The sequence below is a fragment of the Thiorhodococcus mannitoliphagus genome, from assembly GCF_010915725.1.
Taxonomy (GTDB): domain Bacteria; phylum Pseudomonadota; class Gammaproteobacteria; order Chromatiales; family Chromatiaceae; genus Thiorhodococcus; species Thiorhodococcus mannitoliphagus.
The window spans coordinates 12,596-29,649 of sequence record NZ_JAAIJR010000072.1 but is presented as its reverse complement, the minus strand read 5'-3'; the positions used below and the strand labels follow the sequence as shown (position 1 = coordinate 29,649).

20 protein-coding genes are annotated in these 17,054 nt (G+C 62.2%); 8 read left to right on the top strand and 12 right to left on the bottom strand.

Annotated elements, in window-relative coordinates; all coding sequences use genetic code 11:
* The first annotated feature begins 73 nt into the window (after positions 1–73).
* Together G3480_RS16475 and G3480_RS27670 are read left to right on the top strand one after the other, a co-directional pair.
* On the top strand, positions 74–1,345 hold the full coding sequence (locus G3480_RS16475) for a dicarboxylate/amino acid:cation symporter (RefSeq protein ID WP_164654987.1): 1,272 nt from the start codon (positions 74–76) through the stop codon (positions 1,343–1,345).
* Positions 1,346–1,796: 451 nt separating this feature from the next.
* A complete protein-coding gene (locus G3480_RS27670) occupies positions 1,797–1,958 on the top strand; it encodes a hypothetical protein (protein ID WP_167752473.1) in 162 nt (53 codons plus the stop codon).
* Positions 1,959–2,384: 426 nt separating this feature from the next.
* Here G3480_RS27670 and G3480_RS16470 read toward each other — a convergent pair whose 3' ends face one another.
* Positions 2,385–2,531, bottom strand: a complete 147-nt coding sequence (locus G3480_RS16470) for a hypothetical protein (protein ID WP_164654979.1) — start codon at positions 2,529–2,531, stop codon at positions 2,385–2,387.
* Between the two features lie 71 nt (positions 2,532–2,602).
* On the opposite strand from G3480_RS16470, the gene G3480_RS16465 reads away from it, so the two are divergent.
* Entirely contained in the window at positions 2,603–2,968 is a 366-nt protein-coding gene (locus G3480_RS16465; protein WP_240905871.1) for a hypothetical protein, read from the top strand.
* Positions 2,969–3,287: 319 nt separating this feature from the next.
* Here G3480_RS16465 and G3480_RS16460 read toward each other — a convergent pair whose 3' ends face one another.
* From G3480_RS16460 to G3480_RS16435, 6 genes are all read right to left on the bottom strand, one after another.
* Positions 3,288–3,707 (bottom strand): HIT family protein, encoded by a 420-nt coding sequence (locus G3480_RS16460; RefSeq protein WP_164654978.1) that lies wholly within the window; start codon positions 3,705–3,707, stop codon positions 3,288–3,290.
* Positions 3,708–3,735: 28 nt separating this feature from the next.
* Positions 3,736–4,245, bottom strand: coding sequence for an FKBP-type peptidyl-prolyl cis-trans isomerase (locus G3480_RS16455; protein ID WP_164654977.1), 510 nt, complete (start codon positions 4,243–4,245; stop codon positions 3,736–3,738).
* Positions 4,246–4,260: 15 nt separating this feature from the next.
* The gene (locus G3480_RS16450; RefSeq protein ID WP_164654976.1) at positions 4,261–4,611 is read right to left on the bottom strand and encodes a hypothetical protein; all 351 of its coding nucleotides are present in this window, start codon (positions 4,609–4,611) and stop codon (positions 4,261–4,263) included.
* Between the two features lie 372 nt (positions 4,612–4,983).
* On the bottom strand, positions 4,984–6,846 hold the full coding sequence (gene aprA / locus G3480_RS16445; RefSeq protein ID WP_164654975.1) for an adenylyl-sulfate reductase subunit alpha: 1,863 nt from the start codon (positions 6,844–6,846) through the stop codon (positions 4,984–4,986).
* A complete protein-coding gene (aprB, locus tag G3480_RS16440) occupies positions 6,846–7,328 on the bottom strand; it encodes an adenylyl-sulfate reductase subunit beta (protein ID WP_164654974.1) in 483 nt (160 codons plus the stop codon). The genes aprA and aprB overlap by 1 nt, the downstream gene beginning before the upstream one ends.
* Before the next feature lie 39 nt (positions 7,329–7,367).
* Entirely contained in the window at positions 7,368–8,198 is an 831-nt protein-coding gene (locus G3480_RS16435; RefSeq protein ID WP_164654973.1) for an adenylyl-sulfate reductase, read from the bottom strand.
* Positions 8,199–8,978: 780 nt separating this feature from the next.
* On the opposite strand from G3480_RS16435, the gene G3480_RS16430 reads away from it, so the two are divergent.
* From G3480_RS16430 to G3480_RS16420, 3 genes are read left to right on the top strand one after another with little or no spacing between them, the layout of a single operon-like run.
* Positions 8,979–9,929 (top strand): HlyD family secretion protein, encoded by a 951-nt coding sequence (locus tag G3480_RS16430; RefSeq protein ID WP_206171754.1) that lies wholly within the window; start codon positions 8,979–8,981, stop codon positions 9,927–9,929.
* A complete protein-coding gene (locus tag G3480_RS16425; RefSeq protein ID WP_338114157.1) occupies positions 9,926–10,882 on the top strand; it encodes an ABC transporter ATP-binding protein in 957 nt (318 codons plus the stop codon). Before G3480_RS16430 ends, G3480_RS16425 begins: the two co-directional genes overlap by 4 nt.
* Positions 10,879–12,042 carry an ABC transporter permease gene (locus G3480_RS16420; RefSeq protein ID WP_164654972.1) on the top strand — a complete coding sequence of 388 codons (1,164 nt, stop codon included), beginning with the start codon at positions 10,879–10,881 and terminating at the stop codon, positions 12,040–12,042. The genes G3480_RS16425 and G3480_RS16420 overlap by 4 nt, the downstream gene beginning before the upstream one ends.
* 182 nt (positions 12,043–12,224) lie before the next feature.
* Here the strand turns inward: G3480_RS16420 and G3480_RS16415 are convergent, their stop codons facing one another.
* The 4 genes from G3480_RS16415 to G3480_RS16400 form a co-directional block, all read right to left on the bottom strand.
* Positions 12,225–12,752, bottom strand: coding sequence for a DoxX family protein (locus G3480_RS16415; RefSeq protein ID WP_164654971.1), 528 nt, complete (start codon positions 12,750–12,752; stop codon positions 12,225–12,227).
* Complete coding sequence (locus tag G3480_RS16410) at positions 12,749–13,537, bottom strand: HvfC/BufC N-terminal domain-containing protein (RefSeq protein ID WP_206171753.1); 789 nt, start codon at positions 13,535–13,537, stop codon at positions 12,749–12,751. The genes G3480_RS16415 and G3480_RS16410 overlap by 4 nt, the downstream gene beginning before the upstream one ends.
* Positions 13,537–14,397 (bottom strand): MNIO family bufferin maturase, encoded by an 861-nt coding sequence (gene bufB, locus G3480_RS16405; protein ID WP_164654970.1) that lies wholly within the window; start codon positions 14,395–14,397, stop codon positions 13,537–13,539. Before bufB ends, G3480_RS16410 begins: the two co-directional genes overlap by 1 nt.
* Positions 14,398–14,503: 106 nt before the next feature.
* On the bottom strand, positions 14,504–14,809 hold the full coding sequence (locus tag G3480_RS16400; RefSeq protein ID WP_164654969.1) for a BufA1 family periplasmic bufferin-type metallophore: 306 nt from the start codon (positions 14,807–14,809) through the stop codon (positions 14,504–14,506).
* A 251-nt stretch (positions 14,810–15,060) separates the two neighbouring features.
* Here G3480_RS16400 and G3480_RS16395 point away from each other — a divergent pair, with 251 nt between their 5' ends.
* Together G3480_RS16395 and G3480_RS16390 are read left to right on the top strand one after the other, a co-directional pair.
* Positions 15,061–15,627 carry a sigma-70 family RNA polymerase sigma factor gene (locus G3480_RS16395; RefSeq protein WP_164654968.1) on the top strand — a complete coding sequence of 189 codons (567 nt, stop codon included), beginning with the start codon at positions 15,061–15,063 and terminating at the stop codon, positions 15,625–15,627.
* A gap of 10 nt (positions 15,628–15,637) precedes the next feature.
* Entirely contained in the window at positions 15,638–16,273 is a 636-nt protein-coding gene (locus tag G3480_RS16390; protein WP_164654967.1) for a DUF1109 domain-containing protein, read from the top strand.
* Between the two features lie 271 nt (positions 16,274–16,544).
* On the opposite strand, the gene G3480_RS16385 is transcribed toward G3480_RS16390, so the two are convergent.
* On the bottom strand, positions 16,545–16,808 hold the full coding sequence (locus G3480_RS16385) for a GNAT family N-acetyltransferase (RefSeq protein ID WP_164654966.1): 264 nt from the start codon (positions 16,806–16,808) through the stop codon (positions 16,545–16,547).
* Positions 16,809–17,054 lie beyond the last annotated feature (246 nt).

Below are 17,054 nucleotides of genomic sequence, written 5' to 3'. Positions count from 1 at the left end.
TACCCCGGTACCGAGCTGCGCCTCGTGTTTGAGGCGATCCAGTCGCATTGAATTTGGCGCCAAGTCAGGAGTTCTGCACTGGCAAATTCTCATCGCCCTGGCCCTGGCCGTCCTGGTTGGACTCGCGGTCGGGCGCGACGCCGGCATCTTCGGCGTCAGCTTCTACGCCGTCTTTGAATTCGTCGGCAAGCTCTTCCTCAACGCCCTCAAGATGCTCATCGTGCCGCTGATCGTGTCCTCGATCATCGTCGGCGTCGCCGGGCTCGGCGGCTCGGACAACCTCGGGCGGCTCGGCGGCAAGACCCTTGCCTACTACGCCACCACCAGTCTCTTCGCGATCCTGGTCGGCCTCTTGATGGTGAATCTGATCCAGCCCGGGGTGGTGGACGGCGATCCCAAAGAGGTGTTCGGCTTCCACGCCGACACGGCGGCCCTGGAGGAAAAGGTGGGCGGCAAGGACAGCGGCGACGTGGTCGAGGTCTTTCTGCGCATGATCCCCATCAACGTGGTCGAGGCCGCGGCTCAGGGGCAGATGCTCGGGCTGATCTTCTTCAGTTTGCTTTACGGATTCTTCATCAGCCGAATCTCCGAGCCCTACGGTCGCGCGCAGCGCAGCTTCTTCGAGGGCATGTTCGAGATCATGATGCGCATCACGGATCTCATCATGCTGTTCGCACCCATCGGCGTCTTCGCGTTGGTCGCGAAAACGGTCGCGGATACCGGGCTCGAGGCCTTCGGTCCCTTGGCGCTCTTCTTCTTCACCGTGGTGCTGGCGCTGGGTGCACACTTCCTGATTGTGCTGCCCTTGCTGCTCTATTTCGTCGGCGGGGTCAGTCCGCTGCGGCACTACTCAGCCATGGGCGCGGCGCTGCTGACCGCCTTTTCGACGGCCTCCTCATCGGCGACGCTGCCCATCACCATGGAGTGCGTGGAAAAAAACGCCGGCGTCTCCAACCGCACGACCAGCTTCGTGCTGCCCTTGGGCGCGACCGTCAACATGGACGGCACCGCGCTCTACGAGTGCGTGGCGGCCCTCTTCATCGCCCAGGCCTATGGGCTGGAGTTGACCTTCACGACCCAATTCCTGGTCGTGATGCTCGCGCTGCTCACCTCCATCGGGGTTGCCGGCATCCCGGCCGCGAGCCTGGTCGCCATCTCCATCATCCTTGGCGCCATCGGACTGCCGCTGGAAGGCATCGGGCTCATCCTGGCCGTGGATCGCATCCTCGACATGATGCGCACCGCCGTGAACGTCTTCAGTGACTCCTGCGGCGCCGTCATCATCGCCCGCAGCGAGGGGGAGACCAACGTCCTGCAGCCAGCGCTCAAGGCGCATCCTGCCTGAGTCCTGTCCTGGTGACCAAGCTCCCGAGATTGGCGTTGTGCGCCCTGGGATCAGCCGCCGCCGGTGCCTGAGGATGCGCCGGAAACCGCGCAGTCGGCGGGAGCGGCGCCCCGCCGCGACGGGCGCGTGATCGCGCCGGGGCGCCGCTCCCACATCCCACGACCTGACTGATCCGCAATGCCCATTCAACCGAGTGGGCGATTCCATGATCAACGCCCCCGGCTGCAAGACGCCGAGCGGGCGCTGCGCCAGTGCCAGCTCCAATACCGAGTTTCTGGACCGCTACTGCAGGGAGAGCATGATTCAACGCCATTCAAGCAAATAGGAGTTGTTCGCATCTCAGTGGCCTTTCCTCGCGAGGTCTTGACAGTGCCCCTCCGCCGCGATAGTTTCGTGAGGTTATCTTGTGCAGTAGGTAGGCGTATTGGTCCTTTACGAATAGAGGTCATTTATGAGCGAGCAAAAGAAAACCCGCCCCAAGGTTCCAGACGGCCACAGCCGATTTGTCGTGACCCGCCAGAAAGAGGCCAATGAACAGGGTTATGTCGGATACGACGTCATTTGGGAGAAATTCCAGAAAGAGGCCGAGTATCAGACCCCGAAGCGCCCCTAAGCATCTGCGGCCACGCGAACGCGAAGCGCTCGCGCGGCCGATTCGGGCCAAACGCCAGCACCAAGGCGCAAAGTCGACTGATCTGGCGGTCGAAACTGGCCTGCTGCCTCGCCTCACGCAGGCAATGAACTCTCAAACGCCCCCTAGACCTGACATCCCGTCGCGCCTCCGTTCTCAGACCCAGTGACCTTCGTCACGCACCCCACCAGAGTCTGGTCAATCGCCGAGGCCATGAACGCAGGGTCGCATCGATTCGAGTGCTCGATACCCGCTAAATGTCAGATTTTCGGTTTTTCATTCACCGATAACGGCAAAGGTTTCGCGGGAAAGGTTTCCGTCAGCAAGGATCACAGCCGACGCTCATATTGACTCCGGCTACTGGAGAGTTCCTCAGATGCAGCTTTGAATTCGGCGAATGTCTCGAAGTCACCGGTCGTAGGGCACCAGCTTTCCCGGATTGGGCTGTAGATGCAGGGAGTCAATGAAGTACAGCGGATTCTCGTGAGCTTTTGTTCGCTCGATGTCTTCCCAAGGGACCAGGAAGGCCGCCATGGAGTTCGCGGTATAGCTCACATCGAAGCCTGCGCACCTCGCGCTTGCCTCGATGGACCAGGTGCCGGGGATGGAACTCAGCAGCCGCCAAGATGCCGTCGAGCATGGGCGGGGCAATTGACACTGTGAACTGTCAAGGTATCGAAATGAAACTGACATTGGCGAGCTCGAAATTCGACGAGCAGCAAATGATTTTCACCGCCGAGATCGTTGAAAGGATCAAGCTCAAGCTTCAAGAAGCCGGCGTGAACGGAGAAAAACTAGAAGACCTCACGGCAAGTATTGCCTTGAGCATCACCGGAGTCATTGACGATATGGCAGGGATTGAGGCCAATGGTTTAGAGGTGCATCCCTACTTAACGTTTCGCACCGACGACGACGAACTCATCCATTGCGGCGAAAACGCATATACCTACGAACATGTCTATGCGGCTATGAAGAAGCTGTTTCACGCTTAGTCAACCGCCCAAGAGGTCATCGCGGAGGGCTGCGCGGCCTTGGTCGTCAGTTGGTCGGTAGGGGGCGAGCGAGAGCGAAGTCCACCGCGTCCCGCGCTCTTGATCATCGGGCCGCCCGGTTGGTTGAGTAGGCGCCGCGCACCCTTCAGGCGCCGCTCCCATCAACCAGGCGCTTAGATCGTCTGGCATCAGGACCCAGCCAGATATTGCGGGGCCTTAGAAAGTGTCCATCAACAACTTCCCCCCTTTCGCAAAGGGGGGCCAGGGGGGGATTTCGGGCGGCATCGCTCGCATCGGGAAACAATTGATGGGCACTTTCTTAATCGGAAGGGAAGGGGTAAAGCTTCTTGTTCGGAATAACGCCGCGTACTCCACCTTTCGGGTTTTCAACGTCGCCTTGGTACCGAGGGATCACATGGATATGCAAGTGATGAATGGATTGCCCGGCCCAGTGACCGACATTGATGCCGATGTTGTAGCCGTCCGGGTGGTATGTCTCGTCGACGATTTCCTTCCCGCGGGCCACCAGGCCCCATAGGTCAACCAACTCCTTGTCATTGATATCGAAGTAGCTTGCGAAATGTCGATATGGGATGACCAGAAAGTGCCCCTCACTTGCGGGATGAAGGTCATAGGCGGCGAACCCGTACTCGCTCTCGACGATCAGTCGCCTGCTGGGCTTGGACACGCAGAAACGACATTCCTCTTCGGCCGTTACGCTTGGATCTGTTCTACTCATAACACCACACTCGAGATCAAAAAGAACCTCAGATCGCCCTGGTTGCAAGTCCACCGATGTCTGGACCCCTTTCAACCTTGCCACCCGCGATGATCTCTTCCTCCGTTGCATCGCGCACGCTCAGGACTTCAAGCTCGAACACGACCTTTCTGCCGCAAAGCGGATGGTTGCCGTCGATCGTCAGCGTCTTGTCGTCCATACGCGTCACGAGAAAGCTCTTGGTCTCGCCCTTGTCGTTCTCCATGACAATGCGCGTGCCGATCTCCCGATATTCGGCGGGGACGTTTTCGATCAGGTCGGTGACGACCAAGGACTCGTCTCTGGCACCATAGAGATCCGCACAGTCGATGGGAACCGATATGCGATCTCCCGCCAACTTCCCCTCCAGTTCCGCCACAACCTGCGGCGCGAGCACCTCATTGTGACCATGAACATACCCCAGAGGAAACTCCACGGCAGTCAAGACGTCCCCCGTCTTCTGATCCATGACCCGATAGGTCAACTCGACGAACTTGTTGTCTTCGATGGTCTCTTTCATAGCCTGCTTCATGGATCAGAAAATCGATGCGGCGAAAATTCGGACTTCCCCCCTCTCGTAGCCGAGGACCATTCTTCCCAGCCACTCGCCTTCACGCGTTGTACTCCGTACTCGGTAGAGAACCGTCACATGCTGGCCACGCCTGATGAGCCCTAAAAAGTCTCTTTCCTCGACCAGGTTCCGTGCCAGTTCGCTGTGTGCGAACTGATTCCCCACCTCGACCTCGTTCAAGCCGAGCAGTAAGTCGTAGGAGAACTTCTTGATGAACTTGCCGTACTGGCCTTTGTTGGAATACTTGATGAGGTCATCCCACATGGGGTGCGCGATCTCAAGTATTTCTTCGTCAGTCTTATCGATAATATTCATGTTACATCGCCATCAATCGGCTTCACGCCACCGCGACGTCAAGGCCGGTGCGAAAACTGCAAAGTTAACACGCACAAAAAAAGACCAACAAGAACTGTCGATCTCCATTTCGTCCGCGTGACCGCCTATCGCGTTGTGCGAGTCACTCATCTCCAGTGCGGAGGTTGAGTCTCAGAAAAGGCAGGGATCGGCGTCGATGATCCTTCGCGCCAGTCGTCTCCTGTAGGGTGGACAAGCGCAGCGCAGGCCACCAACAAGGGCGCGGGATTCGGTGGACTTCGCGCTCGCTCGTCCACCCTACCGGTCCAACTGATGACCAAGGCCCTGGGCTCTCGGAGGAACCCAGAGCCCAGGCCTTAGCGGCGCTTAACCTTACTCCTCAACCAGGTGGTAGCAAGGCGCCTTTTCCATGGTGTATTCACCGGTTTCGGGATCACGGCGAGAGACCGTCAGCACATGCCAGTTCTCGTCGTCCAGCTTCATGGCGTCGCCGCGGTAGTAGTAACCCGGCCAACGGGTTTCCTTGCGGAACAGGGTGTGCTGCATGACGGCCTCGGAGGTGAGATGACGATGCTTCAGCTCCCATGCGCGCAGCAGCTCGTGGATGTTCTCCGCGGCGATCTTTTCCAGATCCTCTTCCATGATCTTCATTTTCTTCAGGCCGATCTGCAGCAGCTTCTCGTTGGTCATGTAGCTAACTGTCACACCACCAGCATATTCGTCCATCATCTTCTGCAGGCGATCCAGGCCCTGGCGCGGGTTGATGTAGTTCGGGTTGACCGAACCGGCCGTGATCTCATTCCGATAGATCTTGTAATGCTCCATCGGCTTGTAGATCTCTTCCTTGCGACGAGCGATCTGCTCCTCAGAGACACGAATCCCTTCGGCCTTGCCGTCGTCGATGTACTTGCAGGCAGCCTTTGCCGCAAGACGACCCTCGGTGAAGGAGCCCGAAGAGAATGCGTGCGGCGTACCACCAACGGCGTCACCGGCACCGAAGAGACCTTCGACGGTGGTCATGCGGTTGTAGCCCCAGAAATACTCTGGCGGTGAGACATCCTCTGGACCTGAGCACCAGGCGCCGCAACCGGTGGCGTGAGACCCCATGACATAAGGCTCTGACGTGGTCAGCTCCGGGTTCTCGTTTTTCGGGTCTACGTCGGTCGCTGCCCACAAGACGGCCTGCCCAACGGTCATGCCCAGGAAGTTGTGCCAGCCGATCTCTTCAAGATGCGGGTCCTGGAAGGCCTCCATGGTCACCATGTGGATCGGACCGCGACCGGCATTCACCTCGTTGATAAATGCATGGTTACGCAGACAGGTCGGGATGGGGCGATGGGTTGCGTGCGAAGCCTCGACATCCAAGTATTCCTTACCCACCATTTCCTGGAGTGCCGGGAACCACTTGGATTCGTACTCTTCGCCCAGTCCATTCTGGGTGTAAGTCTTCAGGTGCAGGAAGTAAGCACCCACCGGACCGTAACCGTCCTTGAAACGCGCCAGAACGATTCGATTCTCCATCTGGGTCATCTTGGCGCCAGCGCCAATCAGCAAGCCATAGGCTGAGCCCGATGACCAAGGCGCATACCAGACGCGTCCAGCACCTTCACCGACCGAGCGCGGCTTAAAGATGTTCGAGGCGCCGCCCGCGCCAACGATCACTGTCTTGGACTTGAAGACGTGGTAGTTACCGGTGCGGACGTTGAAACCGACGGCACCAGCAACACGGTTCTCCTTGGCATCGTCCATCAACAGATGGGTCACGCAGATACGGTTGAAGACCTTGTCCGCCGACTTCTTCGCGGCTTCCGCAACGATCGGCTTGTAGGATTCACCGTGAATCATGATCTGCCATCGCCCTTCACGCTGATAGGCACCCGTCTTTGGGTTACGCATCAGGGGCAGACCCCATTCTTCGAACTGATGAACCGTGGAGTCGACGTGACGGGCCATATCGAACAGCAGGTCCTCGCGAACCATACCCATGAGGTCGATACGCGCGTAACGGACATGGTCTTCCGGGTTGTTCTCGCCGAAACGCGTTCCCATGTAGCAGTTGATGGCGTAAAGACCCTGAGCTACGGCGCCGGAACGGTCGATGTTCGCTTTTTCGGCGATGACGATCTTCTTGTCCTTGCCCCAATAGCGCGCCTCGAAAGCGGCGCCTGTGCCGCCCAGCCCGGCGCCAGCGACCAGGATGTCGATGTCATCTTCGATGATTGTCTTGTAAGCCATCAGTAGTACACCCCGTCTTTCATCTTCAGGCCGTTGGACTCGAGCGTGTGCAGGTCGCCATCATCCAGGCGGATATACTTGGGCTCGTTGAACAGCAACTGGCTGTCGCGCATCTCCTGGCTGGGTGCGGGCGCGTCCGCAAGCTTGGGAATTGCCTGCCCCCAAGGCTTGGTCGTGATCGGCGCCAGCAGATCCATGTCTTTCTCGCCGTTGCGGAAGATGATCCGCCAGGCGATGACACCCTTTTCTTCATCCCGGCGCACGCGTACCGAGTGGCCCAGTGGAGCGAAGTCCGCGTAGCCACGAACGTCGATGGCGTTGTGCGGGCAAGCCTTTACGCAGGAGTAGCACTCCCAGCACATGTTGGGCTCGATGTTATAGGCGCGCCGGACAGTGGTATCAATGTGCATGATGTCCGAAGGGCAGATATCAACGCATTGGCCACAACCATCGCAGCGAGTCATATAGACGAAAGTTGGCATCTTCTATTCCTCTCAGTGACTTGACTCAACGAATCAAGATCAGTAGTGGTTCGGAGCTTCACGCTTGATACCAAGCCCCATGTACGGCGGGGTGTCGCCCATGTACTCCGGGATATCCGGATAGCGTGCCTTGACGGCAGGATCCGTCAGCTCGGGCAGATCGGGCAGCCTATCCCTCGAGCCGTCCGCCTTGGCAACCTTCTTCTGGAAGGCCGCCGCGGGCTTGTAAAACATGTGGGCAAATTTTGACCAAAAGACGCTGCTGAACAGCGTGGTGGCTGCGGCAATGAAGATGACCAGCGCGATCGTCGAGTTCAGCAACGACCAAACCAGCGCGAAGGTCGTCGTCAGCAACAGCGAAACGATGAAGAGATCGGAGAGATGGACGTCATACCACGCGTGGCCTTCGGCGCGCACGTCGACGCGGATCTTGAACCAGAACCAGTAGCCGCCGATGCAGACCATCAACGCCCCTAAGTGCCACAGCAGAGGCAGGAAGGTCGAGGTCTCGCCCTCTGCGGCCGGCAGGGCGAAGATCTGAAGCGCGGTCGTCACCACGAAGATGATGAATCCGTACATCAGCAGCAGGTGTGACTTACGTCGATCTGGGTTTTCGAACTCGCCCGAAGCCAAGACCTCGTTCGCGACCGTGCCGAGGGCGATGCTGATCTTTTCCGCGCTATTGACTTCACGCTTGGCGAGTTTCTTGAGCGACTGTCCTTTCGCGAAGAAGTACTTCGCACTCTTCTTGTGCGTAACGTCTAGCAGGGTACCTCCGATGACCAGGAGGACCATCAGAACGACGTAGGCCTGCATCACAGCAGGTGGGATGAGAGCCGAAAGCTCGGCAAAGGGATTGCTGGCAAGCATGAGAGCAGTCCTCTGTTAGGGATGACCTTGTGGCTTAGTGACGTTAGCGCTCTGGAATCGCTCGCTCTTTAGATCCGAATTGTGCGGTGCAGCGATAACAGGGGTCGTCGCTGACAAGAGCCCTCCGTTGAAGCATTTCCGCACTCCCGGAGCCCAGATCGCTTTCTTGGATTTCTTCAGAAACCTCCGTATGAATGCGAAAGATTCTTAATTTTATTATTGCATTATCTATTACTCATAGATAACAGCTCACATCATAGTCGAGATTCGCGATGCAGTGCACGCAGCCTTTTCTAGGGCGCGAGATTGCAAGCCCACCGTGTCCCTTGCGAGGACGCCCTCAGGCCTTTCTTGTCTTGAGGTAGGCGTTCAGAGTCCCCCTTGACCGCAGGCCCCAAGCAGATGAGCATAGCCTCCATTCGCTGCCCGATGAGACCGCGCCCCTGACCGATCACAGCCTCAGCCAGCTTGATTGAGCCTACGTCCAGCGATTGGACGAGGGCCGGCTGCCTGGCCTGTCGCTGCGGCTGCTCGATGCGCTGCTAAGCAAGTGACCATCAACAACTTCCCCCCCTTTCGCAAAGGGGGGCCAGGGGGGATTTCGGGCGGCATCGCTCGCATCGGGAAACAATTGATGAGCGCTTTCTAAGGAGACGCGCGAAGGGTGGCAAGGTGACCAGAACCCAACGCCACGATAGCCTCGGGCACCAGGTATGCCCAAGCGCCTGGACTTGCCGCTTCGCAAGGACAGTATCCGTGCGTTCGAGAGGTGTCCAACCGATGTTCAGACTCAGACTCCCATGCGCCTTCATGGTCACTGCCCTTCTCGCGGGCTGCTTGGACACTGAACAACCCCTCGCGCTCGGCACCCTGGAACGGGATCGCATCGCACTCACCGCCACTGTCGCGCAGCTGATCGTTGATTTGCCTGTCGCCGAAGGCTCGCCGGTCACCAAAGGCACCTTGCTGGTCCAGCTCGACGACGGTCAGAAGCGTGCGGAGGTCGCACGCGCCAAGGCTCAGGTCGCCCAGGCCGAGGCCCGTCTACAGCAATTGCGCAACGGCCCGCGCACCCAGGCCATCGCCGCCGCCAAGGCGCAGGTGGCCGGGCGCGAGGCGGATCTGCGCGAGGCCCAGATCACCGCCGACCGCAACCGGGATCTGATCACCCGCAAGGCGGTCAGCCAGGCCGAGGTCGATCGGACCAAGGCGTTGCGCGATGCCGCCAGCGCCCGGCTGGACGAGGCCAAGGAGAACCTCAACGAGTTGCTCGCCGGTACGCGCCCGGAGGAGATCGCCCAGGCCGAGGCCGAGCTGACCGCGGCCCAGGCCGAGCTGGCCTATCAACAAGCCCTGCTCGCGGAGCTGAGCATCGTCGCCACCCGCGACGGGGTGCTCGACAGTCTGCCCTGGAACCTCGGCGAGCGTGTCACCGTCGGCAGCCCGGTGGCTGTCATGCTCGCCGGCAAGGCGCCCTATGCCCGGGTCTACGTGCCTGAGCCCTACCGGGTCAGGATCAACAAGGGCGATCGGCTCAAGGTGCGTGTCGATGGACTCGATCAGACCTTTGACGGCACCCTGCGCTGGATCAGCTCCGACCCGGCCTTCACGCCTTACTACGCCCTGAACGCCAGCGACCGCGCCCGGCTCATGTACCTGGCGGAGGTTGAACTCCCTGACAGCGCCGAGAAGCTCCCGAACGGCGTGCCAGCGCAGGTTGAGTTGCCGTGACCGAGCCAGTGACCGATCCGGTCATTGAGGCGCGCGGGCTGACGCGCCGGTTCGGCGACCTGACCGCCGTCGATGCGCTCGATCTAACCGTCGAGCCGCGCACCATCTACGGCTTTCTAGGCCCCAACGGCTGCGGCAAGACCACGACCGTCCGGATGCTGACCGGACTGCTGACGCCATCCGCTGGCAGGGTGCGGGTCCTTGGCCACCAACTCCCCCGCGACGCCGAGCGGCTGAAGCGCCAGATCGGCTACATGACCCAGAAATTCTCGCTCTACGACGACCTCACGGTTGCCGAGAATCTCGGTTTCGTCGCCGAGATCTACGGCCTCGGGCACCGCGTGGCGCGCCAGCGGATTGACGCCTTGCTCTCGACCTACGCGCTGGAGCCGATGCGCAACCGGCGCGCCGGGCGCATGAGCGGCGGCCAGCGGCAACGCCTGGCCCTGGCGGCGGCGACCATTCATGAGCCGGCGTTGTTGTTCCTGGATGAGCCGACATCGGCCGTCGACCCCGAGAACCGTCGCGATTTCTGGGAACGGCTGTTCGACCTGGTCGACGCCGGCGCCAGCATCCTGGTCTCGACCCACTACATGGACGAGGCCGAGCGCTGTCATCGGCTCGCGATCATGGAGTCTGGACACAAGCGCGCCGACGGCTCGCCGGACGAGCTGATGGCGGCCATGGGTGCCCAGGTGGTCGAGGTCGAGGCGCCCAACCTGCGCGCACTCAAGCAGCGGCTCTCGGCGCTGCCGGAGGTCATCTCGGCCGCGCAACTCGGCAGCCGACTGCGCGTGCTGGTGGCCGATCGCATCCATGACCCGGTTGCTTGGCTGCGAACGCAACCGTTGGAGCCGGTGCCCACGGCGCTGGAGTCGGCGCGTCCGAGCCTGGAAGACGTCTTCGTCACCAGCACTGGGAGCCATGTTGGGACCGGGGGCCAACGCGCATGAGCGCACTGCTGCAATCGGTCCGGCGCGTCCTCGCAATCCTGTCCAAGGAGCTGACCCAGTTGCGGCGCGACCGCACCACCTTGGGCATGGTCATCATGATTCCGCTGATTCAGCTGGTGCTCTTCGGCTACGCCATCAACACCAATGTCCGCCATATCCCTGCCGCGCTGGTGGATCAGGCCAACACCGGCCTCAGCCGGGCGCTGACAGAGGCGGTCGAGGCGACCCAGGTGGTGCGCTTCACCGAGCGCTATGTCGACATCCCCGCCGCCCAGGACGCGATCGTCCAGGGCCGGGTCCGCGCCGCCTTCATCATCCCGCCGGATCTCAGCCAACGCGTCGCCCGCAGCGGCAGCGTCGGCGCCGGGCTGGCCACACCGCCCTCGACCGACGAGCAGACCAGCCGGCCGGTGGCGCAGTGGATCGTCGACGGCTCGGACACCATGATCGCAGGCGCCATCAAGGGCCTGCGCGCCATGCCGCTCACCGAGCTGCTGCGGCGACCGGCCAACCGCACGACGCCGACCTTCGCGGTGGCGCTCTTCTTCAACCCGGAGCAGCGCAGCGCGATCAACATCGTGCCCGGTCTGGTCGCTGTGATCCTGACCATGACCATGGTGATGTTCACCTCGGCCGCGATCGTGCGCGAGAGCGAGCGCGGCAACATGGAGATGCTGATCAACACGCCAGTGCGCCCGCTGGAGCTGATGCTGGGCAAGATCGTCCCTTACATCGGTATCGGTCTGGTCCAGACCGCCATCATCCTGCTCCTCGGCCACCTGATCTTCGGCGTGCCGCTGCAGGGCTCGCCCCTGGCGCTGGCAGTGGCGACGCTCGCCTTTATCGGCGCCAGTCTCGCCCTCGGGCTGGTGCTGTCGACCATCGCCACCAGTCAATTGCAGGCGATGCAGATGACCGTCTTCATCCTGCTGCCGTCGATCCTGCTCTCCGGCTTCATGTTTCCCTACGAGGGGATGCCGGTGCCCGCTCAGTACATCGCCGAGGTGCTGCCGGCGACCCACTTCATGCGCATGATCCGCGCCGTGATGCTGCGCGATGCGGGTCTCACGGAGGTCGCTGGGGATAGCCTCTGGCTGCTCGGTTTCACGTTGGCCGGGCTGCTCGTTGCCTCGCTGCGATTCAAGAAACGGCTGGATTGAGATGCTGGCGACAGTTGTGTCAGAGGGCTCGGGCAGATGCAGACCGCCGCCCAGCTGGGGGCCCCCGTCCTTCCTCGCCTGCCGGCGCGCCAAAGGGTCTTGTCCCAGTCCAAAGGGCGACGCAACCCATTCACCCATTCCATGCGACCCATTCGGCGCAGTGCGCGCCGACGCAAAGCCCGTCATCCGCGTTGACGACCGATCAGATGATCCAGCGAGATACGCCCTGGTCCGCGGGCCATGAGGTAGAGCAGCACAGCCGCCCAGACGCCATGGGTGGGGTAGGCGCCGGGATAGACCAAGAACTGAATCACCGCGGTCATCACCAGCAAGCCCAGGGCAGCGAAACGCGTGCCCAGGCCCAGCAACAGCAAGACCGGCAATAGGTGCTCGCCGAGGGCCGCGAGCACCGCGCCTAGTTCCGGGGACAGCAGCGGCAGATCGTACTCATATTGGAAGAGCGCCACCGCGGAGTCCGAGAGTCGCGGCCAACCGAGCTGGGCGCTCCCCTCGACCAGGTCCACGGCGAAGCCCTCGATCTTGGTCTGGCCAGACTTCCAAAAGACGGCGGCGATGGAAAAGCGCCCAAGCAATGCGAGCAGGTCCTCCGGGATGCGCGCCATGGCCCGGTTGCCGGCCGTGATCAGCGCGGCCGGAGCGAGACGAAAGGTGCCGCCTTGGGTCGGCTGGGTCGTGAGCGTCGTGTTCATGCGGCCAGTTCTCCGGAGGGTTTCCAGGCGGCGATGCCGCCATGATGGATGAGCAGTGCGAGGGCTTGGACTAGGTCGAAATCAGGCGCCGTCGCCGCAGCGATCTCGGCTGCCTCGCCCAGCGGCGTCCCCGCCGCAAGCGCCGCCAAGAAGCGGGCGATCGCCGGCGCCAGCGGCAACACCTGAACCTCGTCGCCGTCACGCAGCACCAGGGCCGACTCCGCTCGGCGAAGGTCCACATCCTCGATCCGACCTTGGCCCTGATGCGCCGCCCAAAGGGAGACGATGGCGTGCTCGGAGACGAGCAGGGTGCTGCTGGGGTGCAGCACCAGGCGAGTCGCGGGCAGCCGCGGCGGATCCGCGAGATGGGGAACCAGGTCCTCGGCCGTCAGCGCCCGTGCATCGGCGGCGTGATAGGCCCTCACGCGTGCCCGCTCCAGCCGCGCCAAGTCCGGCAGGTAGGGCAACCCATGAGCCGGCGGGAAGGCCGCGATAAAGTCGGGCAGCGCATCGCCGTAGTCGGTCAGGATCGGCGAGTTGGGTAAGTGCTCGGCGACGAAGCAGCGTGCCATGGCCGCGAAGAAGGGCTCGCCCACCAGCGCGCGGGTGACCGGAAACCCGTCCGCCAGCGCCGCTGTCAGGGACACCACGACGTTGTTGCGGTAGACATCGAACCGCACCGACGGATCTGAACCATTCCAGGTGACCAACCCAGGCGGCAGAGGGTGCTCTGGGGCCAGCAAGGCGTCGGCGAATCCGGCTTGAACCGGGTCGTGCGTCATCATTAGGCGGCCTCCAGCCAAGCGGCCGCGTCGACCAATGCCGACCGGGCGCACTCCGCCTCCGCGACCAAGATCGCCAATGGCGGGATCGCCTGGTCGCGCTCGATCAAGGTGGGTCGCGGGCCGAGATGCCGCAGCGTGCGTCGGTAGAGGTCCCAGACCGCAACAGCCACCGGCGCGCCGTGGGTATCGATGAGGAGTCGATCGCCGGCGCCGTCGCAGTCCTCGGCGAAACCGGCCAGGTGGAATTCGCCGACGGCCGCGGCCGGCAGCGCGGCGATCAGATCCCAGGGATCGCGCCCATGGTTCACGGCGCTGATGTAGGCATTGTTCAGGTCCAGCAGTAGGCCGCAGCCGGTCCGCTGTGCCACCTCGGCCAGGAAGTTGCCCTCATCCATGGTCGAGGCAACGAATTCAACGTAGGTACTGGGGTTCTCCAACAGCAGAGGGCGTCGGAGCGCGGCTTGCACCTGGTCGATATGGTCGCAGACGCGGACCAGGGTTTGGGCGTTGTAGGGCAGCGGCATCAGGTCGTTATAGAATGCGCCGCCGTGGCTCGACCAGGCGAGGTGCTCCGAGAACCAGCGGGGCTCGAAGCGTTGCAAGAGGGTAGCCAGACGATCGAGATGTCCCTGGTCGAGGGGCGCCGCGCCGCCGATGGACAACCCCACACCGTGGATCGACAGCGGGAAACGTTCGCGGATTCGAGCGAGTTGTCGGAGCATGGGTCCACCGCCACCCATGTAGTTCTCGGCGTGCACTTCGAAGAAGTCCAGGGTCGGTTCGAGGTCGATGACCTCCTGGACATGCTGGGTCTTGAGGCCGATGCCGACGGCGGCAGCCGGGGGAGCGATGGTCGTCACGGTCGTTCCTCGTTGAATCGCTTGGGGTGGTTGAGTCGCGTGGGGTGAGCGATCAGGCCAGCGCCGAGCCCTCGCGAGATCGGCGCCGGTCCCGTGCTGGTTGGGCTTACATGGCCTTGAATGCCGCGAGCTGACCCTGACCCGTTGGTGACGTCGGCGAGGCCGTCTTCTCGCAGGTGCCGGCGGGGACGTACTTCCAAGCGTTGCCCTGATAGTCCACCTTCGAGCTGCCGGCGCAACTGGTGCCGGGGCCGGCGGCGCAGTCGTTCTTGCCCTTGAGCGCGATGCCGAAACACTTTTCCTTGGCGGCCCCTTCGCCGGCGACGGCGGTGTTGCCGAGGGTCAGCGCGGTCCCCAGGGCTAGGGCGAGTGCAGCGGCGGTGGTGGTCTGGATGGCGCGGGATTGAGTCATGATGCTTGCTCCGAAACGGCAGTGCAGTGGGAGGTTGATGTGAGAACCGCACGACCAGCAGGGTGGCGAAGTCCATTCAGACCGAATGGGCTAGGCCGGCTGGCCTCGACCTTGCGTCCTCGATGATTCAGTCGCCCGAGCACCGCTTTCGGTTACAGCCGAGGGGGAATATTTTTTCGCTGGGCCGATGTCCGGCGCGCTGTAACCTTTAATGCCCCTGCAGCGACTAAATCGATAGGGCAGCCGATGCGATGACGACACAGCGTTCGCCGATGGACGATTTCGAGGCCAAGCTGCAGCCACTCTGGATCCGGGCTCAGGCCGGAGACGAAGCCGCCTATCGAGAGGCCCTGAGCTGCCTTGCCGAGCGCCTACGGGGCTTCTTGAGGCGGCGCATGCAATCGCTGCCCGATGAGCTGGAGGACTTGGTGCAGGAGACGCTGCTCGCGATCCACCTGCAACGCGGCACCTATGACGCGAGCGTCCCCGTCAGCCGTTGGGCGCTCGCCATCGCAGGCTACAAGCTGATCGATCTGTGGCGACGCCGTGGTCGCCGCGAGTCCTTGCACGAGCCCTTCGATGACCTGGCGGAACGCGATCAGCCCGCGGTGCATGAGGAGCCGATGGCGCAGCGAGACCTGAAGACGCTGCTGGCCGAGTTGCCGGAGGCACAGCAACAAGCCATTTCTCTGATCAAGCTGGAAGGGTTGTCCGTCGCGGAGGCATCACAACGCACCGGCATCTCCGCCTCGGCCCTGAAGGTCCAGGTCCACCGAGGCATCAAACGGCTTGCCGAACTGGTGCGGAAGACTGGGTGAGGAAGACAGCATGCAGACCAACGAATTGATCGACCTCCTGGCCACCGGCGCGGGTCCTGCCCCGCGCTGGGTCGAGGCGCGCCGGTTGCTTCCCATGATGGCGCTGGGCGTCGTCGCAAGCGCGGCAGGCGCCTTGGCGATCTTCGGCCCGATCCCGGCTGAGCTCTTCGCGACCTCGGCCCCCTGGATCAAGTTCGCCTATGCCGGCGGCTTGGCGGCGGCGGCGGCTTGGCTCGCCGCGCGGCTGGGTCGGCCGGTGCCGCGTACCCGGGCGCCGCTGCGCACGCTGCTGCTGGTGTTGCTGGCCATGGGGCTGCTGGCGCTAGGGGCCTTGCTGGTCAGCCCGGCGGACGCGCGCCTGGCGTTGGTCCTCGGCCATTCCTGGTCCAGCTGCCCCGCCAACGTGCTCGCCCTGTCGCTGCCGGCCCTGGCCGGTGCGCTTTGGGCCTTGCGTGGGTTGGCGCCCACACGACCCAGGGCCGCCGGTCTGGCGGCTGGCCTGCTCGCCGGCGCGCTCGGCGCACTCGGCTACAGCCTCGCCTGCACCGAGCTGTCACCGGCCTTCGTCGCCGTCTGGTACAGCCTCGGGATCGCTCTGGCGGGCATCCTCGGTGCCACCCTCGGACCCTGGGCGTTGCGTTGGTAGCCGTCGAACGGCCAAAGGACCGCGGCCCGATTGACGGCGAAGTCGATGAAAAAGGAGATGAATTTATTTGCGGTCATCGCCGTGCTTAGGGGTAGAACAAGCCGTCGCGTCTTATGATTCGTATAGGTAACCGACCAGGAAAGCCGTATCGTGAAGGCACGGTTCGATCCGCTGAATCTCGACAAAGGCGATCGGTCTTGGCTGAGCGGCATGGGGACCGAGTGCGGGACAAGAGCGGAAGGGGGATGAGCAAAAAGAAACGTCAACCGCCTCAAAGCCGCTTGACGATCTCACTGAGTGGAATAAACAGACGTCGTTCATGACCAGTAAAGCACTGGAAACCCAACCGCGCGTAGAACGCGGCGGCATGATCGTCCTCCGCATCGACGATCAGCGCATAAAACGCAGGGTCCGCCCGAATGGCCCGCGCAGCGGCATCGACCACCATCAATCCGCCCCATCCATGGCCCTGGTAGCGCCTGTCCACCACTAGGCGGCCGATCAGCCCGGCAGAAAGAAGAGGATAGCGGGGCATCTGCGGGTAAAGAGCCTGATCGCTTTCGAGGGCTGCCCGAACTATCTCGAGCTGAATCCGAAGAGTGGCCACATTTCACCAATTCTCTGACCATCAATCTGACGTCTTTCTTCCGTGAGGCCCATCAGGTTCCGATCCTGGCCGAGCGGGCGCTCGACGCCAAGCGGGAGGGAAAGCATCCCGTCACCATCTGGTCTTCAGCCTTGATCAAGGTGTGATCACAGCACGCAATTTCTCAGAAGATTA